The organism is Actinoallomurus oryzae (genome assembly GCF_039541955.1).
Taxonomy (GTDB): domain Bacteria; phylum Actinomycetota; class Actinomycetes; order Streptosporangiales; family Streptosporangiaceae; genus Actinoallomurus; species Actinoallomurus oryzae.
Window position 1 is genome coordinate 95,252 of the sequence record NZ_BAABHF010000040.1, and the last position, 23,430, is coordinate 118,681.

Here is a 23,430-nt window from a genome sequence, read left to right on the forward strand (position 1 = left end):
ACCGGGAGCCCGCCGTGACCACGCCCGACGACGCCGCCGCGACGTTCAAGGAATTCGACTACGACGGTGACGGCTACATCACCGCCGTGGAGTTCAAGCTCGCCATGACCGCGCGCCGCGAGCAGGTCACCGGCGACGAGATCGACTCGATCTGGGAGCACGCCGACAAGGACCGGGACGGCAAGATCAACCAGGCGGAGTTCACCGAAGCCTGGAACGCCTGACCGGGCGGACCGCTCCGCCGTGGTCGTACAGCTGTGGCGGGCGACCGCGGCGTTCCGCCTGGCCACGCTCGTGTACGCCGCCGCGCTCATCCTCCGCCACCGGCACGGCTACGCGCATCCGCTGGGCGGTCTGCTCGCCCTCGCGGTGATGGCCGGGTGGACCGCGCTGGCGACCGCCGTGTACGCGCGGCCCGCGCTGCGCCGCCGCGCGTTCGTCGTGGCCGACGTCCTGGTCGCGGTGGCGCTGGTTCTGGGCACGCGCTGGGTCGACACGGCCTTCCACATCGACCACGGCTCGCCGACCCTGCCGGTGTCGTGGGCGGCGGCGTCGGTCCTCGCCTGCGCGGTCACCGGCGGACCGTGGGCGGGTCTGGCCGGGGCGGCGGCCGTCTCGGCCGCCGACGTGGCCGAGCGGGCGACCCTCGCGCCGAACACCTTCAACGGCGTCGTGCTCCTGCTGATCACCGGGGTGGTCGGCGGCTACGTCGTACGCCTCGGCACCCGCGCCGAGACCGCCGTGGAGCGCGTGGCCCGGCTGGAGGCGGCCACGGCGGAGCGGGAGCGGATCGCCCGCGAGGTCCATGACTCGGTGCTGCAGGTGCTGGCGCTGGTGAGCCGGCGCGGCCGGGAGCTGGGCGGCGAGGCGGCCGAGCTCGGCCGGCTCGCCGGTGAGGGCGAGACGGCACTGCGCACGCTCGTGGCCGCACCCCCCGCCGCCGCCTCCGGAGAGCTGGACCTGCGCACCCTCCTGGAGCCGTACGCCGCCGAACGCGTCACCGTCTCCGGCCCGGCCGACCCGGTACCGCTGCCGACCGCCACCGCGGAGGCGATCGGCGCGGCGGTGGGCGCCGCGCTGGACAACGTGCGCCGCCACGCCGGCGCTGACGCCTCGGCGTGGGTGCTCGTCGAGGACGAGGGCGACGTCGTGACGGTGAGCGTCCGCGACGACGGCGCCGGGTTCGCGCCGGACCGGCTCGCGCGGGCGGTGGAGGCGGGGCGCCTCGGCGTGGCACAGTCGATCGTGGGCCGGATGCGGGAGATCGGCGGGACGGCCCAGGTCACGTCGTCGCCGGGTCAGGGGACCGAGGTGGAGCTCAGTGTCACGCGATGAGCGCGAGCCGTACGGCGAGGGGCCGTACGAGGCCGGGCCCCCGGGCGGCGGGCCCGAGGACGGCCGCATCCGCGTGCTCGTGGTCGACGACCACCCGATGTGGCGCGACGGGGTCGCGCGGGACCTTACCGAGGCGGGCTTCGCGGTGGTGGGCACGGCGGGCGACGGGGCCCAGGCGCTGCGGGTGGCCGCCGCGACGCGCCCGCAGGTCGTCCTGCTCGACCTGAACCTTCCCGGCCTTTCCGGCGCGGAGCTCATCACACGGATGCGGGGGCCGTCGCTCCGGGTGCTCGTCCTGTCGGCGAGCGGCGAGCGCCGGGACGTCCTGGACGCCGTGACCGCGGGCGCGACCGGCTACCTGGTGAAGTCGGCGCGGCTGGAGGAGCTCATCGCGGCGGTGCGCGCGACGGCCGCCGGGGAGGCGGTCTTCACCCCGGGGCTGGCGGGCCTGGTGCTCGGGGAGTACCGCAAACTCGCCGCCGGCCCGGCACCGGACACGCCCCGGCTGACGGCGCGGGAGACCGAGGTGCTGCGGCTGGTCGCCAAGGGCCTGACCTATCCGCAGATCGCCGAACGCCTCGTGCTGTCGCCCCGTACGGTGCAGAACCACGTGCACAACACCCTGACGAAGCTGCAACTGCGCAACAAGGCCCAGCTCGTCCGCTACGCCCTGGAAGAGGGCATCGAGTAGGTAGTAATACTCAGCCGCACTCGGGTCATCGTGCTCAGGCGCCCGGCGGCGCGGCGGCGGATGCTCGGGGGCATGAACCCCGATGGGACTCTCTCGCCGCCACGCCGCCGGTCGTGGCCTCGCACCCTCCTGCTCGGCCTCGCCGCCGTGGCCGCCGCCATGATCACCGTCGCGCTCTTCTACGGCCTCGTCGCCCTCGCGGTGACCGCCGCCCTCGTACTGATCATGAACGGCTTCGGGAGCAACAAATGATCCGCCGTCTGCGCCTGCTCGTGCTCGTCGCCCGCCCGGCGGTCATCATGCTGCTCGGAATGTTCGCTGCGACCGGCCTGGCCCAGGCCGGGCACGGCGAGGACCGTCTGCTCCTGGCCCGCGTGCTGGCCGTCGTCGCCGGCTTCCTGGTCTTCTCGGTCGCCTGCAACGACCTCGCCGACGAGGCGATCGACCGGGTGAACCTGCCGGACGACGCGCGCCGCCCGCTGGTGACCGGCGCGGCGAGCCGCCACGACCTCCTGGTGACGGGCGTGGTCGGCGCGGCCGGCGCACTCGCGGTGAGCGCGACGCTGCACTGGCCGGCGGTCGCCGTCACCGCCGCCGGCCTGGCGCTGAGCGCCGGCTACTCACTGCGCCCGGTACGCCTCGCCGAGCGCGGCGCGGTGGCGTCCCTGGTACTGCCCGCGTGCTACGTCGCGGTGCCGTACCTGCTGGGCGTGTTCGCCGTACGGGCGAGCGCGCGCCCGGGCGATCTGCTGCTGCTCGCGGGCCTGTACGCGGGCTTCGTCGGCCGGATCCTGCTGAAGGACTTCCGCGACGTCCGCGGTGACGCGATGTTCGGCAAGCGCACGTTCCTGGTCCGCCACGGCCGCGTGTGGACGTGCGTGTTCAGCGGCTGCTGCTGGACGGCCGGAACCGCGCTGATCCTGGCCACCGCGCGCCGGCCGTCCGGCGCGCTGCTCGCGGCCGAGACGGTCTGCCTGGCGGTGGCCCTCGGCCTCATCCGGGCCCTGGCGGCCGACCGGGGCGTACGGAGGGACGAGCGCCTCATCTCGGCGATCGCCGTCGTCGGCCGCAGCATGATCCTGCTCCTCCTCGGCCACCTGTCGATGGTCCACGCCGGGTTGCCGGCCGTGCCGTACGACGTGGTCATCGCCGTCCTGACCGCGATCGTCCTCGCCCAGGCGACGCTCATGGCGCGCCGGGGCCCGGTCACCCGGCTCACCGTCGCCGGCGTCGGCCGCGTGGCTCGCCGGGCGGAGCCGCGCCTGGTCAGCGCTCCGGCGCCGGGCGGGGACCGCTGACCCGCGATCCCGCCGCCGGGGCGTGCGCGTCATCCGGCAGCGGGATCCACTTGTGCGCCCAGGAGATCACCGCCTCCAGCACCGGCTCCAGGTCGCGGCCCTTGTCCGTCAGGTGGTACTCGACCTGGACCGGCGAGGACGGGATCACCCGCCGCTCGATGAGGCCGTCGGCCTCCAGGCTGCGCAGGCGTTCGGCCAGCATCGTGTCGCTGAGGCCCGGCACCGCCGCCTTGATCTGGGCGTACCGGTGCTGATCGGTGAACAGGACGCGGAGGATCGCCCCGCTCCAGCGAGCGCCGATCAGCTCGATCGCGGCGTGGTAACGCCGGCAGACCCGGCGAACCTCGTCCATGGCCCTCCCTCATCTCGTCTCGGCGGCCTCGCGCAGCGGGCGCAGCGCCTCGGCCACCCGGAACAGCTCGTCGAACATCGCCTTGGCCGATGCCATCATGACGTCGTTCGGCAGGAGGTTGTCCTCCTCGTCGAAGAACTGCGCGACGAACGGGATGGCGACGGCCTCCAGGATCGGGGTCATCCGCAGCGTCGTCACCACCTGCTTGACCATCTGGGCGGCGCGGACCCCGCCCGAGACGCCCCCGTAGCTGACCAGGCCGACCGGCTTGTAGTGCCACTCGTGGTTCAGGTAGTCGAGGGCGTTCTTCAGCGGCGCGTTGATGCCGCTGTTGTACTCGGGCATGACGAAGACGAACGCGTCCGCCTCGGCGACCTTCGCGCTCCAGTCGAGCGTGTGCTGGTGCGTGTACCGGCGGAGTCTCGGGTGGTTGGGCTCGTCCATGAACGGGAGGTTCACCTCGGCCAGATCGACGAGTTCGACCTCGGAGAAGCCGCCGTGCGCCGCCGCCTCCTTCTCGACCCACTGCCCGATCGGCAGGCCGACCCGCCCGGGACGGGTGCTCGCGACGATGATCTCCAGCTTGGCCACGACGAACGCTCCTCACATTTTTCCTGAGTTACTCAGAGAATCTTAGTAGGCAGCGTGTCGTCACGAGCCGTAGCCCTCCAGTTCCATGACCCGGCTGTACTTGTGGTCGTTCGAGTCGCGGACGACGAGTCGCAGAGCCGACGCCGAGACCTGGCCGAACGTCCGCTCGACGGTGCCCGCGGTATTGCCGCGCACCGTGGCGACCGTGTGCCAGTCGCCGTCCACGAGCGCCTCGACGTCGAAGTCGCGCAGCCCCACCTTCGACGCCGGGGACTTGCCGCTGTCGAGGGTCAGCACGCGCACCCGCCCCAGGGAGACCGGAGCGGCCCAGGTCGCGGTGAGCGTGTCGGGGAAGTCGCCCGCGGTGTCGTCGTTCCAGCCGCCGACGCCGTTCAGCCAGACCTCGGAGCCGGTGCCGCCGTCATTCGCCCACGCCGGGTCCGAGCCGCTGTGCGTGCTCGACGCCGACATCGTCGCGACGCGCACGAGGTTCGCCGTGACCTCGGCCGGGATCACCGCGCTCCGCGCACCCACCGCCAGCGTCACCATGCCCTTCGACGTGCCCGGGGCCGCGCTCACCGTGACCGGGACGGCCGCCGAACCGTGCGCGGGAATCCGAACCGCGCCGGACGGGGCCGAGACGGACAGGCCGGACGACGCCGTCGCGCGTGGCCGTACGGTCACCGCGTGGTCCTCCAGGTTCGTCACGCGGAACCGCGCGCTCGCCGGGTGACCGGACACGATCGGCACGGACGTGCCGAACGGCGGCTCGACGGCGAGCTGGTCGCCGGGCGCCGCCACCGGAGTGGCCGGCGCGGTGAAGGTCCAGTGCCCCGAGCCGACCTGGTACACGGCACGGCCGTCCTGGACTCCCACGTACGTCGCGCCCGCCGGTGTGGCGCCCGCCCTGCCGCCGGACAGCGGGACCTCGACGCGCGCCGGGGCGCCCGGCGGGACCGTGACGTCGAGCCGGAGCGTACGACCCTCGCGCCGCCACGCGCTCGCGACCCGGCCCCGCGGTGTCTCGTAGGTGCCGCTCGCGGCCTGGAGGTCGCCGACCACGGCGGGCCGGATCACCAGCTGCCGGTAGGCGGTGCCGCCGTCGGCCTGGCGGATCCCCGCGAGGCCCGCGCTGAACCACTCGTCGATCGCGCCGAGCATGAAGTGGTTCTGCGAGCCGTAGCCGGTGGGGCCGTCCCAGTACTCCGTCAGCGCGGTCGCGCCGTGGACCACCTGGTAGCCGTAGCTGGGCGCGGTGACCTGCTGAGCGACGCCCAGGAGCACGTCGTCCCGGCCGGCGGCGGACAGCGCGCGGAACACCGCGGGAAGCGCGATCTCGCCGACGGTGAGGTGGTAGCCCTTCGCCTGGATGGCCGCGACCAGGTGGTCGGTGACGGCCTTCTTCTGATCGGCCGGGACGACGCCCATGTCGAGTGCGAAGGCGTCTCCCGCCTGGCTGCCCGAGCCGTAGGTCCCGTTCTTCAGGTACTTCGCGTTGAACGCCCCGGCGATCTTCTGGGCCGTGGACTCGTAGCCGGACGCGTCCTCGCCGAGCAGGCGCGCGATCGCGCCGAGCGCGACCGCGTCCCGGTAGTACGCGTACGACGCGGCGATCCCGACCGGGGTCGAGGAGTCGGTGCTCGCCCAGTCGCCGTAGCCGTAGTCGAGCAGGGAGCCGCTCGCCTTGGACGTCAGGTAGTCGAAGTACTTCCGCATCGCCGGGAAGTACGTGCGCAGGGTGGCGAGGTCGCCGTAGGCCTGGTAGTGCTGCCAGGCCGCCATGATGATGGCGCTCCCCCAGTTGGGGTCGTCACGGGCCGAGCCGCTGAACACCACGTACTCGGGGGCGATGTCCGGCACATGGCCGTCGGGCAGCTGCGCCTCGGCGACGTTCCGCAGAAGGTCCCGGTAGTAGGCCTCGACGTCGAAGTCACGGGTGACCGAGCCCTGCTCCAGGTGGGTCTCCTCCAGCCAGCCGAGCTTTTCGCGGTCCGGGCAGTCGGTGAGGGTGCTGAACATGTTGCCGGCGATCGCGTTGCCGACGATGCGGTGTATCCCGTTGAGCAGCAGGTCGGAGCTGGTGAACGAACCGGCCGTCGCGTTGTCCGCGCGCAGGATGACCGCGTCGGCGACGCTCGCGGACGGCGGCGAAGGCAGGCCGGTCACCTGCAGATACCGGAACCCGTGATAGACGAAGCGCGGATGCCACGTCTCCGTGCCGGCGCCCGCGAGCGTGTAGTGGTCGGCGATCGGCGGAGTGCGGTCGCCTCCGGCGATCATGGTGCCCTGGTCGACCAGGCCGTCCGCGCCCAGCCGCTCGCCGGGCTTGACCGTGACCGTCGTTCCGCGCGGGCCCCGGACGTGCAGCACCGGCCAGCCCACGACGTTGGCGCCCAGGTCGAAGACGTACGTCCCGGCGGCCGGCCGGGTGACCCGCACGGTGTGCGCGGCGCCGACCGGGACGATCGGCGGGGACATCCGCGCGGCCAGGGTGATGCCCGGATCGGCGGTCTCGACGGCCGGCGTCCAGCCGCTCAGGTCGGCGTCGGCGCGGTCCCATCCCGTCTTCGCCGACCGCGCGTCCTCGTCCTCGCCGCCGTACCACTGGGAGAAGGTGGTCGGTCCGAGCGCGGTGCGCCATGAGGAGTCGGTGACGATGCGCCGGGTCGACCCGTCCGAAAGCGTCACCTCCAGTTGCGCGAGCAGCCGCGGCGGCCCCTGCGCGCCGACGTACTTGGTGTACCGGTCGGCGGTGGGGGCGACGTTGTAGGTCCCGTTGCCGAGCCGTACGCCGATCGCGTTGCCGCCCTCGCGCAGCAGCCGGGTCACGTCGTAGGTGGAGTAGACGACGCGCTTGCGGTAGTCGGTGTTCGGCGGTTCCAGCACCGCGTCGCTGACCGGCCGGCCGTTGATCGTGGCCTCGTAGAGGCCCAGCGCGGTGACGTAGAGCCGGGCGCTGCGTACGCCGTGGTCGAGGGAGAACTGCCGGGCCAGGAGCGGGAGCGCGGGAAGGTCGGCGTGGTACGCGGGCGGCGGACGCTGCCCGGTGACGGTCGCCACCGTGGTGAACGTTCCGTCGTCCGACGTCCGCACGGTGAAGTCGACCGGGAAGTTCGGTGTCTTCGCGTCGCCGGTCATGACGTCGGTGCGCGGGTAGAGCGACACCTGGTCGAAGTGGCGGCTCTGGCCGAGGTCGAGCTGCAGCCAGATGTGGTGCCCCGGGTCCTGCGAGGAGTACGCCGGGCTCGTGTACCCGTACGGCGCCCGCTCGGTGGTGAGCGACCCGTCGGTCAGGTAGGGCGGCTCCCACTTGCCGGGGTAGTCGCGCACCTCCGACGCGGTGACCGCCGCGCCCCTGGCCAGGTCCTCATCGGGATGAGCGGAGTCGGAGACGGCGATCTCGGCGAGCTGGAGCCGGGACAGCAGCGAGCCGCCCTCGGTGATCGGCAGGCCCAGCCGGGTGACGTCCAGGCGTACGTACCGGGCGTCCTGTGCGGGCACGGTGACCGTCACCGGGGTGGGCCGGCGGTTGATCCACCGGTCGTCACCGACCCACTTCGCCGACCAGTCGCCCTTGTCGAGGAGTCCCATCTCCCACCACGACGGCGCGGTCCAGGGTGAGGCCGTGCCGCGGGCGTCCCAGACCCGGACCCGCCACCAGACCCGCTGCCGGGAGGCCGGCGCTCGGCCGGCGTAGGAGGCGCTCGGGTCCGCCGAGGCGACCTTGCCGGAGTCCCACAGGTCCGGATCGTCCAGGCGGGCCGGGGAGGACGCCGCCTCGACCTGGTAGGCGGTCTGTGCCTCATCATGCCCGGAGGCGCGAGGCCGCCAGCTCAGGGTGGGGGTGGCATCGTCGATCCCGAGCGGGGTGCGCAGAGCGTCGGTGCGCGGTTCCGCGGCGGTCAGCCGCGCCGCACCCGAGTCGGCCGGGGACGCGTGGGCCGGCAGCGCCGTCCACCCGGCCGCCAGCGCGAGCACGGCGACCTTCGCGCAGAAGGGGATGAGTCTCACGAGACCTCCGTGTGGAACTTCAGGTCGCGGCCGGGTTCGGGGGTGAACGTGCCGCCCGCGTCGGTGCTCACCGCCGCGGTGCCACCGGGATAGGGGTTCTGGTCGTCGAAGGCGAAGCCGTAACAGCCGACGGTGGTCGCCGAGGCGAGGACGAGGGCGTACGGGTGACCGCGTGTGACGTGGACGCGGGGATGGAGGACGACGTCACGGGCGGACCAGCCGATCGTGTCCGCCGGGACCGTGGCCGACCACACCGTCCGCGAACCGTCGCGCAGTTCGACCGTCAGCGGGTCGGACGGCGGCGTGCGGAGTACCCGGCCCTCCTCGGTCCCGTCCTTGAAGGCCGTCACGGCGAGTGAGGTGAGGCGTCCGCTCCGGCCGGCCGTGAAGGTCTGCTCGCGTCGTTCGTCGCCCGCGATGTCACAGGCCGTGCGGAACCCGGTGACGCCGCTGGTCTGGTCGAGCCCGGGGATCGGCCGCTGCCGGCCCGGACGGCCGGGATTCAGGTGGATCCGCGCGTTCGTGCAGGTCAGCGGCTGGATGGAACCGTCCGCGGCGAACGACAGCGGCTGCCAGTAGAAGTTGGCCAGGGCCTCGTTGGTGTGGAAGTCCCACAGGTCGCTGAAGTAGAGGTAGTCCGGCGTGCCGTGGCGCTGCGGCAGGGTCGCGACCTGCGCGGGCTGCCCGCCGCACGAGTTGTCGCTGATCTTCACGCCGGACGTCGGGACGACCCATCGCGAGAAGCCGCCGGAGAAGTCGTCGGACAGCAACGTCGCACCGGAGGAGGAGGTGACCTGGACGTTGTCGAACCTCGCGGACTCCAGGTTCGCGCCGTTCCACTCACGGAAGCCGACCTTGCCCACCGGGTACGTCGCGTCGGTGTAGGTGTCGACCTGGACACCGTCGATCGAGGTGGTGAACGTCGAGCCGGCCGCCGTGACCGACACGTGGTGCCACTCCCCCGCGACGATCGGCTCGGCCAGGGGCACGACGTGGCTCGCCGTCGTGGCGCCCGCGCGGCGCAGCACGCTCAGCGTGCCCTTGCCGGACGCCGCGCCGTTCAGCAGGAAGAGGTAGCCGTGGTCGTCGGTGTTCATCCGCAGGGCGAACCCGGCCTGTGCCGCCGTGCCGGTGGCCGTGGGCAACGGCGCGACGTCGAAGGAGAAGGTGTAGTCGGCCCAGTCCTCGCCCTCCTGTGACAGGCCGTACAGGCCACCGCGGGCGACCAGCGCGCCGTCCTCGGCGGTCCAGGCATCGCGGCCGTGCCACGGGCCGAGCGGGCTGCTCGCGGTGAGGTACGACGTGCCGGTTCCGGTGCAGTAGCCGCAGTTCGGGTCGGACATCGTCAGGTAGTAGACGCCGTTCCGCTTGAAGAGCGAGGGCGCCTCGACCCGGGTCACCCCGGTGATGTCGTACGGACCGGCGGCCCGCAGATAGTCCGAGGTGAGCTTGATGACCGCGATGTGCCAGCCGGCGTTGCTGCAGACGAGGTAGCCCGCGCCGTCGTCGTCGACGAACACGTCGAGGTCGGCGGTGCAGTGGGTCTGGTCCGGCAGGTCGGGCACCGGTTGTTCGGTGAACGGCCCGGTCGGCCGGGCGCTCGTGTAGACGCGGAACCTGTCCGCCGCGTCCTGGTCGTTGACCCACATGACGTACCGGTGGGTCGCGGCGTCGTGGACGACGTGCGGACGGAAGCAGTAGCGGCAGTCGCGCGGCGGCACGACGTACCCCCGGTCGGTCCAGTGCGCGAGGTCGGGCGAGGAGTAGACCTTGAAGCCGCAGAACGTGGTGTTGTTCTGCCACTGGTAGCCACAGTCGTAGCTGGTGCCGTACAGGTAGTAGGTGTCGCCGAACCTCGTGATCGCCCCGTCGTGGGCGTCCACCGCGTTCCCGTCGGTGTCGAAGCGCACGACCTGGTTCCCGGCCGGGTCGAAGTTCGTGAGGTCGGTGTCGACCGCCGCCCGCGCGGGCGCGGCGAGCGCCGCCCCGCTGAGGAGTACGGCCAGGCAGAGGGCCGCGAGCCTGCCGATGATGTTCATGCCGCCCCCCGCGCCGTGAAGGTCCAGTGGCCGGAGCCGACCTGGAAGACGCCGCGGCCGTCCTGGACGCCGATCCAGGTGGCGCCGGGCGGGGCCGCGGGCCGACCGGTGCCGCCCAGGAGTGGGACCTCGACGCGCGCCGGCGCGCCCGGCGGGACGGTCACGTCGAGCTTGAGCGTGCTTCCCGAGCGGCTCCAGGAGCTGGTGACGGTGCCGCGCGGCGTCTCGTACGAGGCGGCCGCGTGGGTCAGGTCGCCGACGACGGCCGGGCGGATGCGCAGGTGCTCGAAGGCGACGGAGCCGTCGGCCTGGCCGATGCCCGCGAGCCCGGACCCGAACCACTCGTCGATCGCGCCGAGCATGAAGTGGTTCTGCGAGTTGCCGGACGTGGGGCCGTCCCAGTTCTCGGTGAGCGACGTCGCGCCATGCGTCACCTGGTAGCCGTAGCTCGGGTTGCCGGTCTGCGTGGCGACGGTGTAGATCAGGTCGTCCCGGCCCGCCGCGGACAGCACACGGAACACCGACGGAAGCGCGATCTCCCCGACGGTCAGGTGGTAGCCGTTCGCCTTGATGCTCGCGGTCAGGTGGTCGAGCACGGCCTGCCGCCGGTCGGCGGGCACGACGCCCATGTCGAGCGCGAGCGCGTCGCTCGCCTGGCTGCCGGACGCGTACGTGTCGTCCTTGAGATACCTGGCGTTGAACGCCGCGCCGATGCGGGTGGCGAGCGCGGCGTAGCGCTGCGCGTCGTCCGCCTTGCCGAGCACCCGGGCGATGCCGCTCATGGCCGAGGCGACCCGGTAGTAGCCGAAGGAGGCCGTCACGCCGACGGGCGTGCTGTTGTCGAAGGTGATCCAGTCGCCGAGGCCGTAGTCGAGCAGGTCGCCCTCTGCCTTGGACGACAGGTAGTCCAGGTACCGCTGCATGTTCGGGTAGTAGGTCCGCAGTGTCGCCGTGTCACCGTAGGTCTCGTACAGCTGCCACGGCGCGAGGACGAGCGAACCGCCCCAGTTCGGGTCGTCACGGAAACCGCCGGAGAACACCGTGTACTCCGGTGCGATGTCCGGCACGAGGCCGTCGGCGGTCTGTGCCTCGGCCATGTTGCGGACGAGCTCGCGGTAGTAGGCGGCGACGTCGTAGTTCCGGGCGACCGAGCCGAAGACGAGGTTGTCCTCCTCCAGCCAGCCGAGTTTCTCCCGATGGGGACAGTCGGTCAGGACGGAGTACATGTTGCTCTGGATCGCCCGGTCGATGATCGTGTGGATGTCGTTGATGAGCGGGTTGGAGCTGGTGAACGTGCCGGCGGTGTCGTTGGCGGCGCGCAGCACCAGGCCGGTCACGGTGTCCTGGTCCGGCGCGGTGGGGAGCCCCTCGACCTGCAGGTAGCGGAAGCCGTGGTAGACGAAGCGCGGATGCCAGGTCTCGACGCCCTTGCCGGACAACGTGTAGGTGTCCCAGATGGGCGAGCCCGTGGTGGCCTGGCTGACCGTTCCGTCGCTGTTCAGCAGCTCGCCCGGTCGCATCGTGACCTTGGTGCCGGCCGGGCCGCTGACCCGCAGGCGTTCCCAGCCCGCGAAGTTCGTGCCGAGGTCGACGACGTAGACGCCGGCCTTCGGCTCGGTGATCTTCTTCGCGTGCAGGGTCTGCACGATCTCGATCGGCGGGTCCGCGCGGGCGGTGAGCGTCTTCGTGGGCGAGGCCACCTCCACGGGGGCCGTCCAGTCGCCGGGCGCGCGCCGGGCGTCGTGGTCCTCGCCGCCGTACCAGTTGGTGAAGGTCGTCGCGCCGAGCCCGGTGCGCCACGAGGAGTCTGTCGCGACCGTCGTACGGCTGCCGTCGGTGTAGGTGATCTCGAGCTGGCCGAGGAACTCCGGTGTGCCGTCGGACCGGGTGAGCTTCTCGTACCGCCCGGGCGTGGACGGCACATTCGCCATTCCGTTGCCCACCTCGACGCTGACGCTGTTGGCGCCGTGGCGCAGCAGCCGGGTCACGTCGTAGGTGGAGTACACGATGCGATCGGCGTAGTCGGTGTTCGGCGGTTCGAGGACCGCGTCGCCGACCGACCGGCCGTTGACCGACGCGTCGATCACGCCGAGCCCGGTGGCGTACAGCCGCGCGCTGCGGACCTTCCGGGCCACCGCGAAGTCCTTGGCGAAGACCGGCAGCGCGCCCGGCTGCCCGTGCATCGGCGGCGGCGCCTCCTGTCCCTTCACCGTGGCGGCCGTGGCGAACGCCGTGCCGTCGCCGGAGGTCTGCACGGTGAAGTCCTCCGGGAAGTTCGGCGTCCTGCCGTCATCGGTCAGCGTGTCGGTCCGCGGGTAGAGCAGGATCCGGTCGAAGTGCCGCGCCGCGCCCAGGTCGATGGTGACGTCGATCGGGGTGGTCAGATCCTGGTCCTGGTGTTCCAGGCTCGTGTAGCCGAACGGCGCCTTGTCGGTGGTCAGCGAACCGTCCGTGACGAACCGCGGCTCCCACTGGCCCGGAGCGGTGTAGACGTCCGTCGCCGTCACCGGCGCGCCCAGCGCCAGGTCGGTGTCGGGTGCCGAGGCGTCGGTGACCGCGATCTCGGCGAGTTGCAGGCGCGAGACCTTGTACGGCCACCCCTCCTTGATCGGCAGCCCCAGCCGGGTGACGTCCAGCCGGACGTACCGCGCGGTCTGCGCGGGCAGTGAGACGGCGACCGGGGTGGGCCGCCGAGCGGCCCAGCCGGGATTGGAGATCCACCGCGCCTTCCAGTCGCCGGGCTTCAGCAGGCCCGTCTCCCAGTGCGCCGCGGTGCTCCACGAGGATGCGCGGCCGCGGGCGTCCCAGACACGCACCTGCCAGAAGACACGCGACCGCGACCCGGGCGCGGGGCCGCCGTACGCGGCGCCGACCGCCGTGGAGGTCACCCTGCCGGAGTCCCACAGGTCGGGGTGGGCCAGACGGTTCTCACTGCTCGCGGCCCGGATCTCATAGCCGGTCTGCGCCGCGCCGCGCTCGTGGGAGGCGAGCCGCCAGCTCAGCGCCGGAGCGGCGTCGTCGATGCCGAGCGGTGAGCTCAGGCCGTCGGCCCGCAGGCCGGTGGCCGTGACGGAGCCGGGCGGCTCCGCACCGGCCGGCGCGATGACCGACAAGGTCAGCGCGCCGGCGCCGGCGAGGATTCCGGCCGCGGTCGCGGCCTTGCGGAGGAATCCGGACATGCCGAAGACAGTCGTCACTTCGTCTCCTGATGGTCGAGTCCCCCGACTCCGTTGGAACAGGCCCTGGCTACGGGCGTACGTCGATCAGGTCGACCTCCATGAGGTCCGCGAGGGCGCGCAGGTCGGCGATCCGGTGGCCGGTGCCGAGCGCCCAGTGGTGGGAGATGCCGGTGGCGCTCCAGGCGTCGGTCCACTCCCCCGGGTCGGCGCCGAAGTCCACGCGTGAGGTGGTGTTGCCGATCCGCAGGAGCGGACCGCCCACGACCTCGCCCTCCGAGGCGACGAACGCGAACCGGCCGTCGCGGCCCTGCCGGAGGCCGAACGCGGTGACCGGGCCGTGCTTCACGTCGAACTCCACGGACACGCCGTAGCCCCGTTTGCCGTGGTAGACGCCGAGTCCGCGCAGCAGCGGCCGGCCGTCGCTGATGGCGAGGTGCGCCGGGCCGTCGTGGCCCATCTCGACGTGACCGCGCTCGAAGTCCAGCGCCTGGAACTCGGTGAACGAGCCGCCCGCGCCGAGCCGGTCCATGATCAGCATGGCGAGCGAGGTGCGCAGCTCGTACTCCCCCGCCGCCGGGACGCCGCGCGCGGTGAGCAGCGAGGCGCCCAGGATCATGCCCGCGCCGAGCCGCTCGTGGATCTCCCCGTCCAGGCCCCGGTGGTAGTACGCGAGGCTGTCCAGCCCGAAGTCCTCCACGAGCCGGTCCAGGCCGACCGCGACGCGCGCCGCCCAGCCGAAGTCCTCGTCGTTCACCGACTCGTCCAGCGCGAAGACGTCCGTGGCCTCCTTCTTCTTGGCCTCGGCCTCGGCGTCGGTGACCTTCTCCACCCGCACCCGCAGGTCGTCGAACTCCAGCACCTCCACGTGGCCGCCGAACTGGGCCGACACCAGCGTCAGGTCGGTCGCGACGTCGAGCATCCCCGGGTACAGGTGGCCCATGAGGCCGTGCCGCCCGTGCCGCAGCGCCGCGCGTACGCCGGCCGCCCGCACCCAGCGGCCGATCCGGTCCCAGGCCCGCTCGTCCTCCAGGTACCCCGACACGGAGCGGAACGGGATGCCGGAGCGCAGGAACGCGTTGGCCATCTCGGGCAGCGGGCAGGCACCGCAGTAGGCCAGCCACTGCCCGGTGTCGAACGTCTCGTGCTCCATCGACTCGGTCGGCTGGAGGTTGATCAGCAGGACCGGCGCCCCGCTGCGCTGGGCGACCGGTACGAGCATGGTCGCGGTCATGTACGTCGTGAGGAACCCGACGATGAGGTCGCAGCCCGCCGCGCGCAGCTTCTCCGCCGCCGCGGCGCCCTCGCGCTCGTCGGAGATGAAGCCGGCGTCGACGACGTCGGCGCCCAGAAGGCGCATGCGCTCCGACACACGTTCGGCGGACCGTCGCAGCTGCGGCAGCAGGTCGGGGAACTGCGGCCAGTACGCCCCCAGCCCTCCGGCGACCAGCCCGACGCGTACGCGTCCTTCGTTCGCGCTCATTCGTTCTCTCCATTTCTTCGGTGACACGGGCCGGTAGCGACCGGGGTCCGTGGTTCGTGAGGTCGCGTCATGCTCATATCGCCGGGCTGAGGCCTTCACTGTGAACCGTCCACCTGCCGTCCGACGGGAACCCGGGCGCGGCGGTCTTCGGCCCCCGGTCCCAGCCCGCGGCCATCATGGCGGCCGCGTACAGCAGGCCCCCTGCTCCGGGGAAGTACGGTGAGGGCACACCGGCGAACCCGCTCGCGGGCAGGCCGGTGTCGGTGAAGCCGAACCGCTCGTGGAGCAGGAAGTCGACGGCACGGCCGGGGTCGCCGAGCCGGGCGGCGTTCATCGCCAGCAGCGGAAAGTCCCAGCTGTAGAGATTATCCACGTCCCAGGTGGCGTAGACCTTCTGGGCCGTCGCCCGCATCGTGGGCACGTCCACACCGTCCCCGGGCAACATGCCGTACGCGGCCACGGGGTCGGGGTGGTTGTTGTTCCACCGGGTCCACATGTCCTGGATGCCCTCGTGGAACACGTAGACGCCGTCCTGCACGGGCAGGGGTGCCAGGCCGGCCAGCACGTCCGCGTACGCCGGGTCGGGCGCCAGACCCAGCCGCCGGCGCCACCGCTGTGCGGTGCGCAGCGCGAAGCGGCAGTACGACAGCTCGAAGGTCGGGTTGATCGTCGACCGCGGGTCGGGGCCCTCATTCGCGATGACCAGCGGTGGGCCGAGCACGTAGCGGTGAGTCGCGGGGTCGTGGAACGCGTACGACGCCAGGAAGTCGGCGGTGGCGAAGACCACCTCGCGCCACTTCGCCAGGGTGCTCTTGTCCGGGTGGGCCCGGTAGTCCAGTTCGGCGAAGAAGATGGGATGCGGCTGCTGCCAGAGCAGCAAGGCGTTCTGCAGACCGGGTGACTGCACTCCACCCGGGGTCGTCATCTTCGGCCAGCGTGCCCCGCGGTAGCCCTGCTCCCGGGCCCGTTCCCGGGCCGACGCGAGGAAGTGCTCGTAGACGCCCGCGCTGCGGTCGAGAATCGGCCAGCGGTTCCACAGCGCGTAGTGCGCGGCGTGCCACCAGTACATCTCCATGTGGAACTTGCCGTACCAGCCGTTGTTGACCAGGCCGGACTCCTGCGGCGGCCAGCCGCCTGCCTCGTTGACCGCCATGGCGTACTGGCTCCGCACGATGCGGCGTTCGAGCTCCACCCACCGGGAGTCGGCGCTCTGTGACAGGTCGATGGCGCCGCCGGAGCGCCAGAACCTCGGCCACCACGCCGCGGAGGCCGCCGACACCGCCGGTGCCGGCGGAGCCGGGCGCGGCTCGTCGGGTGAGAAGCCGAAGGCCACCTCCAACCGCCGTGCGCGGCCGCCGTCGAGGACGTACCGGTGCGGGTGCGTCGCGTCGGGTGTCAGCCTCCCGGGCCCCTGCCACAACAGCGACACGTGGTACGTGGTCGCGTCGAGGCGATGGGTGATGTCGGCCCGCTGGGCACCACGGCGGCGCAGCTGCGTCTGATGTGCGTCGGGCCGGTCCCACACGCCGACGAACGGCGCGGAGAACTTCGACCCGGCGGTGGCGTACGGGAAGTCGATGAAGACGGTGAGGCGGCCCGCGGCGATCAGCGGTGAGTCGACGCGCACCCCCACCACGTCGAGCTCGGGATGGCAGGCCGTCTCCACGGAGACCGGCACGCCTTCCAGGACGAACCTGCTGTGCAGCGTGCCGGACCACAGATCCAGCCGCTGGTGACGATCGGTCAGGTCGGCCTCCGTGGCCTCCCGGCCGTCGCCGCGGAGCAACCGCATGCCGATGCGCCCGAGGTTGATCCGGTGCGGGTTCTCCCGCAGCCACTGGTTCAGCTGCGGGTGTTGCTTGTCGTCGGTCCAGTAGCGGACCGGGCGGCCGTGAGTGTCCCAGATCTCTCCGACGTAGTCCGCCGGGCTCTGGCCGGGCGGCAACGCGTCCTCGTGCCAGCCCCAGTCCGACATGGTGGCGAACGGCAGGAACGTCTGCAGGCCGGTGATGTCGGCGCCGAAGGCGAACCGCCCGTTGCCGACCTGGATCGGCAGATCCGGGTCGCTCGCGGTGCGTTCGATGTCATGCCGTCCGACCAGTGCGCGACGGTCGATGGCTCCCGTGGCCGCGTCGGCACGTGCGGCCGGCGCGTTGGCGAGCAGCCCTGCCATTCCCAGGCCGCCCATCCCCTGCAGAACGGCTCGACGTCTGATCACGTTGCCTCCACCGGATAAACGACAGTGTTGATGTTGATGCCGTTGAAGAGATTCACCGCGACATAGTGACGGTCGGTGTGCCAGTACTGGTCGTCGTCGAGCGTGATCGGTCCACTCGTGAAAGAACCGTCGGGGCTCAGGGTCGCCGGGATCGCCGTAGTGCTCCGGTCGACGAAGATCCGGACCGTGCCACCGCTCACGAATCCGGGATAGGCCGCGAGGTCGACCTTGCCGCTGACCGTGAAGGTGTGCGACGAGACCTTGTTGACCACGTCCGGATCGTCGGTGAGCCGGACGTTCTCATCGCCGGCGTGTGCCGTCGTCTGATCGAGCAGGTTCAACGGCGTCGTGTTGTACACCGTCTCCGCCCCGCTGGAGGGGTCGATGTACCTGACGTTCTCCACGACCAGGTTCTTGATGTTCTTGTTGGAGTTGAAGGCCGCCTGCAGCGTGCTCGTCGTGTAGAAGACGGAGTTGCGGTAGTAGACGTTCTCCACCGGAGAACGCGAGGCGGCGCTGGAGAACTGGAACGTGGTCTTCCCCGGGGTCATCGTCGGCGCGGTATCGACGTCGTCGATGTAGATGTTCCGTACGGTCGGATTGAAGATGTCGGCGTTGGGAAATGACACGGTTTCGGAGTAGTTACTGTCGAGCTGGACCATCGCCGACCGCGCCGCCTTCAGCAGGTTGTGCCGGAGATAGATGTTCTCGACCGCCCCACCCCGATACGAGTTCGTCTTGATCTTCAATATCATCGCCAGCCCCGGTCCACCGAACTCGTTGTGTTCGATGAACACGTTCCGGATGCCTCCCGACATCTCGCTGCCCATCGAGACCGCGGCGGAGTAGGTGCCGATGTTGTCGTTGTTGTACACCGAGTCCCGGATGATGAGGTTCTCGCTCGGCGCCCGGTGCAGCCTGCCGTTGACATTGCGGCCGGCCTTGATCGCGGCACCGTCGTCGCTGGTGGTCACGCGATTTCCTTCCAGGACGACGTTCTTGCAGGACTCGGGGTCGACACCGTCGTCGTTGTTCCAGCCGGTCGCCTCGAAGTCCTTCGTCTTGTCGCTGTAGATGTCGAGGTTCCTGACGAGCACGTTCTGGGAGTTGAGCGGATGAACGATCCAGAACGGAGTGTTCCTGATCTTCACATCCTCGATGAGGACGTTGCGGGAATGATTGGTCTCGATGAACTGCGGCCGGAACGTGGACTTCATCGCGACCGCGTCCGATGGCGGCGGGACACGTTTGACGGTATTCCCGTCGACCACCGGAATCGCGCTCGGCATGTGCCCGTCGTCGGTGAATATGCGCTTGGTGATCGGCACGTCCCGGAAGTTCATATCGTTCAGAATTCCGTTTTCGCCGTACGGAGCGTCGAGGCTCTTGTTCTCCACCGACGGCTCGCCCCAGTAGCCCTTCTTCCAGGGCCGCCAGTTCCACATGTCCTCCTGGCCGTCCAGCGTCCCACCGCCGGTGATCGCGATGTTCGTCTGGCCGAGGGCGTAGATCAGCGGCGAGAAGTTATAGAGATCGGTGCCCTCATAGCTGGTCAGCACGACGGGGTAGTACTCGTTGGTCTTGTTCCGCATGAACTTGACCACGGCACCGGTCTCGATGTGGAGGTTGACATTGCTCAGGAGGGTTATCGCCCCGGAGTAGTAGGCTCCGTTGGCGTTCCGTGAACCCCCGGCCGGGACGACGACGATCCCGCCGCCGGACTCGTGACAGTCTCTGATCGCGGCCTCGATCGCGTCGGTGTAATACCAGACCTCCTGCGAACGGGCGACCAGCGGAGATGTCTTTTCCGCCGGGTCGCCGGCCTGATTCCCGACATAGAACTTCTCGGTGGCCCGTCGCACCAGGCGCGCATATTTCGGGCTGGTGATGTCACAACGCTTGTCGTTGAACACCGGCGTGTTGGCGTTGACCGTTTGATCGATGTCGTCGTAGAGATCCTTGTTCCAGTAAACGCCATCTTTCTGCTGGGCATGGGGATCGTTGATCGCCAGCCGATAGGTGAACCGGTCCCGACCGTTCTCCGCCGTGACCTGAAGCCGGTCTCCGTCGACGACCGCGCCCGACCGCTTCTCCTCACCGTCTTCGTCCGCTACGACATAGCCCTGCCGCGAGTCGTCCTTGGCACGGATCTGCGCCTTGACCTGCTGGACGGTCGTGCCGTTCCGGACGGTGACGGTCGAGGTCCCGACGGTCTCGATCCTGCCGGACGCATTCGGCTTGGCGACGACGACGGTCCCGGTGGAGCGGTGCGCCGTGGCGTCTCCCCTCGACTCGCCGGGAGCCGCCCAGGCCGTGCCGGGTGTGCCGGCCCCGACCAGCGTGGTCACGGCGAGTGCGACCATCCATCGCCTGCCTCGGCCTCTCATCCGCATGACCTCCGGTGTCGTGTGTCTCGTTGGCGTGTCGTCCGGCGCGTCACGGGCGCACCGTGAGCCCGCTCATCTGCACGTTGGCGTTGGTGGCGTCCCAGCTCTTGGTGACGCTGAGCCGCAGGTAGCGGGCCTGGACCGGGGTGAAGGTCGTCGTCCCGCCCGCCTTGGGGGTGTCGCTGGCCGTGGCCACCGTGCGCCAGTTCCGGCCGTCCGAGGACACCTGGATGTCGTAGTCGCGCGGCCCGTAGTTGGAGCGTCCGCCGACGGTGACCGAGCCGATGCCGACGGCCGCGCCGAAGTCGAGCCCGTACCGCACCGGGCGGGACTCCGTGGGGCCCTGACCGGCGGCCCTGCCCCACGACACCCAGAACGTGCTCGCCGATCCGTCCACCGCGAGGGCGGCCGGGTAGCGGTCCTGGCTCGCGTCCGCGATCACGCGCGGGAACGGCGTGCCACCGGGGTTGAGCGCCAGGTCGTCGGAGTGCCGCAGGGCCACGGTCGTCGTCGAGGTCGGCCCGGTGTCGCTGCGCGCCGTCACCGTCAGGGTGTCCGTGCCGGTCGCGACGCCGGAGTCGCGCAGGTCGACGGGCACCGTGACCGAGCCGCCGGCCGGGACGGTCGTCCGGTCCTTCTGCGGCGTCGCGGTGATCCCCGAGGCGGCCGACGCGCTGAGCGTCACCCCGACGGACCGGCCGGAGCCGTTGTGCACCAGCACGGTGGCGCGGTTGTACCCGCCCTTCGCCAGGGGCAGCGACGTCTCCAGCGCCGAGACGGTCAGCAGCGGCTGCCCTCCGGCGTACGGCGTGAGCGTGACCGGCCCGAACAGCCCGTAGTCCATCGGCGCCCGCGACGACGCGCCCGTGCCCGGCGCGACCCGTACCGCGTTGAGCAGGGTGGAGGCGACCCGGACGGTGATCGTGTTGTCGCCCGGGCGCAGGTACCGGCCCACCTCCACGTGGCGCAGGTCGGCCTGGTCGAGGGAGGGCAGGTCGTGCCCGTTGACGTTCACGGTCACGGTGTCCACCGGCGTGCCGAGATCGAGGTTCGCGCCGCTGACGCCCTTCCACTCCTCGCCCAGGGTGACGTGGGCCGTGTAGGTGCCTCTTCCGGACACGTCCTTCAGGTCCGCGGAGTAGCCGTTGGCAGGTGTGATCGCCGACCAGGCCGGCAGCCGGCCGTCCGATCCGGCCTTGAGCGTGACCGGCCCGAGCTTCGTGTGCGCGGTGTCGCCGGGCAGGTCCGAGGCGCCGGGCCCCCAGGCGTCCACCGAGAGCGACCAGTCGCCCAGCGCCACCGGCTTCGGCGTGCCGGACGAGGCGCTCGCCGTGCCCGGCGCGTCCTTGCGGCCCGGCGCGCCGCGGAAGGTCGCGTCGTGCCGTGGCGTGACCGCGATGACCTCGGCGTCGTTGCCGGCGAGCCGTACCGGGACGGTGACCGTGCCGTGCCCGGACGTGTAGTTCGTGATCGGGGTGATCTGACCGGTCCAGGTGTCCAGCCGGTACGGCACGCCGTCGCCGGTGAGGGTCAGCGCCTGCGCGGTCGCGGTGTTCGTCTGGTTGTACAGGTAGTAGTAGTCGGTAGAGCCCGCGTGCCGGCGCACGTCGAGGATCGCGCCCGAGTCGCTGCTCGGGGTGGCGGCGGGTGTGACGCTGAGGCGCTTCAACGCGGCCGGCGCGTCCGCCTCGCTCGCCACGCGGACGACGCTGCGCTGCGCGGTGAGCCGGGCGACCACGGACCTGAGCTTCGCGTCCTGGGCCGCCGCGTCGGCGGCGCCGGGGACCGTGCTCGGCAGGTCGCCGACGATGACGACGGGCAGTCCCCGCCGTGCCAGCTCGAGGAGCTTCTGCGCGGCGTCGACCGGCATGGTCGTCTGGTCGTTCAGCAGCACCGCGTGGTACGCCGAGCCGTCGCCGAACAGGGTGCCCCTGGTGTAGGAGGCGTCCTTGCGCCGGAGCTGGGCCGGGCTGAGGTACTCATAGGTGTACCCGGACGACGCCAGCGCCGACGAGCTCTGGATCAGCTTGTTCGCGCCGCTTCCCGTGGTCCCCGTGCCGTTCAGGCCGAAGTCCTGCCAGTACACGGCCAGGTCGAACCGCGGGTCGCCCTGCCTGAGCACGAGCTGCATGCGGGACAGGTTGTCGTTGATCGACCGGTAGTCGGCCCAGTTCGGTCCGCCCTTGGCGCCCCACGCCTCGGAGTAGGAGGTGTTGCCGCCGTAGGTCATGCCCGGCCACACCTCCTGGGCGCCGGCGCCCTGCGGTCCCCTGGTCAGGTAGGGGAAGCCGTGCCAGACGAGCTGGTTCACCCCGCCGGCGAACCCGCGGTAGACGGCCTGGAGGTTCGAGGCGTCCGAACCCGCCCCCGCCGTCGATCCCCAGACCGCGCCGGAGAAGGCGCAGCACTCGTCCGACACCACGGGCTGCCCGGACAGGTGCGCTCCGGTGGCGACCACCCGGTAGTCCTGCACGTTGCTGTAGGCGCCGGTCGACTGCCCGAACGCCAGCGACTCCCCTTCGGGGACGTCGATGTGCGAGGCCGCGTCGGAGATGTCCACCGGGATGCCGTACGGCTGGATGCGGGTGCCCATGTGGTGCTTGTGCGCCCACTGCCGCAGCACGTCGAGGCGGTTGGCGATGTACAGGTCGCTGAGGGTCTGCCGGTAGTCGGTGCGGACCCGGGCGCCGAGGCCGTCGCCGAAGTCGAAGTACGGCCGGTCGGTGATGCCCTGGTCACCCGCGCCGGCCAGCGCCGGGAGAACGTCGATCGGAGAGTATCCGCGCAGCTTCCGCCACTGGGCGACCATGTCGGGCGTCCACTTCTGCGTGCTGCCGAGTTCGAGGGAGTCCTCGAACAGGTCGCTGGTGCCCAGCTGGGCGAGCAGCTTGCGAACGTCCGGGGTGAGGATGTGCTGGTCGTAGAAGTCCGTGGTCGCCTTGGCGCCGGCCGCACCGAAGGTGTCCAGGGCGTAGTTGGTGCCGGTGGCGGTGTAGCCGGACAGGGACTGCCCGGTGGGCGTCCGGTAGAACGCGATCAGCGCGTACGTGCTGTTCGCGTCGCCGGGAAGGTCGATCGACAGGTCGCCCTGCGCGTCCACCTTCGCGGTCACGTCGGTGACGCTGGAGCGCTCCAGCAGCCGCGGGGCGCTGGAGGAGTCGGCGCAGCCCGCGTCGGCGCACTTGGCGATGAGCGCCGCGATGAGGGTCTTCTTCGCCCCCGCGGGCGGCGCGACGTTGAGGTTGGCCGGCAGCGGCCCGGACCTGCTCGTGCCGCCCCGGTCGAACTCATGGGAGAACACGATCTGCTGCTGCGCGGCGGGGTCGTTGACGTCGTTGACCGTGGGGACGGTCGCGGGCCAGCGGGGGCCGATCGTGAAGTCGAGGCCGAGCCCCTCCTTCTTGGCCGCCGCCAGCATGGTCCGCGTCTTCTGCGCCCACAGCGGGGTGCCCCAGCCGTACTTCTCCAGAAACGGGTTGGTGTTGTTGCCCGTGCCCTCGACGCTGAAGGGCGCGACCTCGGCACCGCCGCCGCCCGCCTTCTTGATCTGGTCGAGTTCGGCGGCCAGCTCACCGTCCTCGGTGTAGGCGAGCGGCTGCCACCAGCGGTACTTGGGCCGGACGGAGGCCGGCGGGTCGGCGAAGGTGGCGCGGGTCAGGGCCGGGACGGCCGAGGTGGCCACCGGCGAGCCCTCCGCGGCTCCCGCCGGGGCCAGTGCGACGACCGCCGCGGACAGGGCGAGGACCAGCGCCGCCGGCACTCTCGCGAACCGTCCGGCCTCGCGTCTCATGACGCCGTATCTGGGACGCCGGGATCCCCGGCGGCCCCCCTTAACGACGCCCACGCGTC

13 protein-coding genes and 1 pseudogene are annotated in these 23,430 nt (G+C 71.3%); 5 read left to right on the forward strand and 9 right to left on the reverse strand.

Features of this window, described 5'->3' with window-relative positions:
* Window positions 1–14 precede the first annotated feature (14 nt).
* From ABEA10_RS32405 to ABEA10_RS32430, 5 genes and pseudogenes are all read left to right on the forward strand, one after another.
* Complete coding sequence (locus ABEA10_RS32405; RefSeq protein WP_345470423.1) at window positions 15–224, forward strand: EF-hand domain-containing protein; 210 nt, start codon at window positions 15–17, stop codon at window positions 222–224.
* A gap of 13 nt (window positions 225–237) precedes the next feature.
* Window positions 238–1,335 (forward strand): annotated as a pseudogene (macS, locus tag ABEA10_RS51325) (MacS family sensor histidine kinase); the annotation flags it as partial.
* A gap of 67 nt (window positions 1,336–1,402) precedes the next feature.
* Window positions 1,403–2,026 carry a response regulator gene (locus tag ABEA10_RS32420; protein ID WP_345470459.1) on the forward strand — a complete coding sequence of 208 codons (624 nt, stop codon included), beginning with the start codon at window positions 1,403–1,405 and terminating at the stop codon, window positions 2,024–2,026.
* 72 nt (window positions 2,027–2,098) lie between these two features.
* Window positions 2,099–2,278, forward strand: coding sequence for a hypothetical protein (locus ABEA10_RS32425; protein WP_345470424.1), 180 nt, complete (start codon window positions 2,099–2,101; stop codon window positions 2,276–2,278).
* Complete coding sequence (locus tag ABEA10_RS32430; protein WP_345470426.1) at window positions 2,275–3,324, forward strand: UbiA prenyltransferase family protein; 1,050 nt, start codon at window positions 2,275–2,277, stop codon at window positions 3,322–3,324. Before ABEA10_RS32425 ends, ABEA10_RS32430 begins: the two co-directional genes overlap by 4 nt.
* Here ABEA10_RS32430 and ABEA10_RS32435 read toward each other — a convergent pair.
* The 9 genes from ABEA10_RS32435 to ABEA10_RS32475 all read right to left on the reverse strand — a co-directional run bounded on the left by ABEA10_RS32435 (window position 3,293) and on the right by ABEA10_RS32475 (window position 23,371).
* Window positions 3,293–3,676, reverse strand: coding sequence for a winged helix-turn-helix transcriptional regulator (locus ABEA10_RS32435; protein ID WP_329258913.1), 384 nt, complete (start codon window positions 3,674–3,676; stop codon window positions 3,293–3,295). The two genes, ABEA10_RS32430 and ABEA10_RS32435, sit on opposite strands and share 32 nt — an antisense overlap.
* Before the next feature lie 9 nt (window positions 3,677–3,685).
* The gene (locus ABEA10_RS32440; RefSeq protein ID WP_329258908.1) at window positions 3,686–4,267 is read right to left on the reverse strand and encodes an NADPH-dependent FMN reductase; all 582 of its coding nucleotides are present in this window, start codon (window positions 4,265–4,267) and stop codon (window positions 3,686–3,688) included.
* A gap of 60 nt (window positions 4,268–4,327) precedes the next feature.
* The gene (locus ABEA10_RS32445; RefSeq protein ID WP_345470430.1) at window positions 4,328–8,278 is read right to left on the reverse strand and encodes a family 78 glycoside hydrolase catalytic domain; all 3,951 of its coding nucleotides are present in this window, start codon (window positions 8,276–8,278) and stop codon (window positions 4,328–4,330) included.
* The gene (locus ABEA10_RS32450) at window positions 8,275–10,317 is read right to left on the reverse strand and encodes a family 43 glycosylhydrolase (protein ID WP_345470433.1); all 2,043 of its coding nucleotides are present in this window, start codon (window positions 10,315–10,317) and stop codon (window positions 8,275–8,277) included. Before ABEA10_RS32450 ends, ABEA10_RS32445 begins: the two co-directional genes overlap by 4 nt.
* Window positions 10,314–13,514, reverse strand: coding sequence for a family 78 glycoside hydrolase catalytic domain (locus ABEA10_RS32455; protein ID WP_345470435.1), 3,201 nt, complete (start codon window positions 13,512–13,514; stop codon window positions 10,314–10,316). The genes ABEA10_RS32450 and ABEA10_RS32455 overlap by 4 nt, the downstream gene beginning before the upstream one ends.
* 49 nt (window positions 13,515–13,563) lie before the next feature.
* On the reverse strand, window positions 13,564–14,976 hold the full coding sequence (locus ABEA10_RS32460; RefSeq protein WP_345470436.1) for an L-fucose/L-arabinose isomerase family protein: 1,413 nt from the start codon (window positions 14,974–14,976) through the stop codon (window positions 13,564–13,566).
* A gap of 73 nt (window positions 14,977–15,049) precedes the next feature.
* Entirely contained in the window at window positions 15,050–17,194 is a 2,145-nt protein-coding gene (locus ABEA10_RS32465) for a hypothetical protein (protein ID WP_345470438.1), read from the reverse strand.
* Window positions 17,191–19,557: a glycoside hydrolase family 28 protein gene (locus ABEA10_RS32470; RefSeq protein WP_345470440.1), complete on the reverse strand. Its 2,367-nt coding sequence runs from the start codon at window positions 19,555–19,557 to the stop codon at window positions 17,191–17,193. Before ABEA10_RS32470 ends, ABEA10_RS32465 begins: the two co-directional genes overlap by 4 nt.
* A 73-nt stretch (window positions 19,558–19,630) precedes the next feature.
* On the reverse strand, window positions 19,631–23,371 hold the full coding sequence (locus ABEA10_RS32475) for a glycosyl hydrolase (protein WP_345470442.1): 3,741 nt from the start codon (window positions 23,369–23,371) through the stop codon (window positions 19,631–19,633).
* Window positions 23,372–23,430: the final 59 nt, after the last annotated feature.

Coding starts and splice junctions, on each gene's coding strand:
- ABEA10_RS32435 (WP_329258913.1), bottom strand. CDS start 3,676: ATGGACGAGGTTCGCCGGGTCTGCCGGCGTTACCACGCCGCGATCGAG.
- ABEA10_RS32425 (WP_345470424.1), top strand. CDS start 2,099: ATGAACCCCGATGGGACTCTCTCGCCGCCACGCCGCCGGTCGTGGCCT.
- ABEA10_RS32475 (WP_345470442.1), bottom strand. CDS start 23,371: ATGAGACGCGAGGCCGGACGGTTCGCGAGAGTGCCGGCGGCGCTGGTC.
- ABEA10_RS32430 (WP_345470426.1), top strand. CDS start 2,275: ATGATCCGCCGTCTGCGCCTGCTCGTGCTCGTCGCCCGCCCGGCGGTC.
- ABEA10_RS32450 (WP_345470433.1), bottom strand. CDS start 10,317: ATGAACATCATCGGCAGGCTCGCGGCCCTCTGCCTGGCCGTACTCCTC.
- ABEA10_RS32460 (WP_345470436.1), bottom strand. CDS start 14,976: ATGAGCGCGAACGAAGGACGCGTACGCGTCGGGCTGGTCGCCGGAGGG.
- ABEA10_RS32470 (WP_345470440.1), bottom strand. CDS start 19,557: ATGGTCGCACTCGCCGTGACCACGCTGGTCGGGGCCGGCACACCCGGC.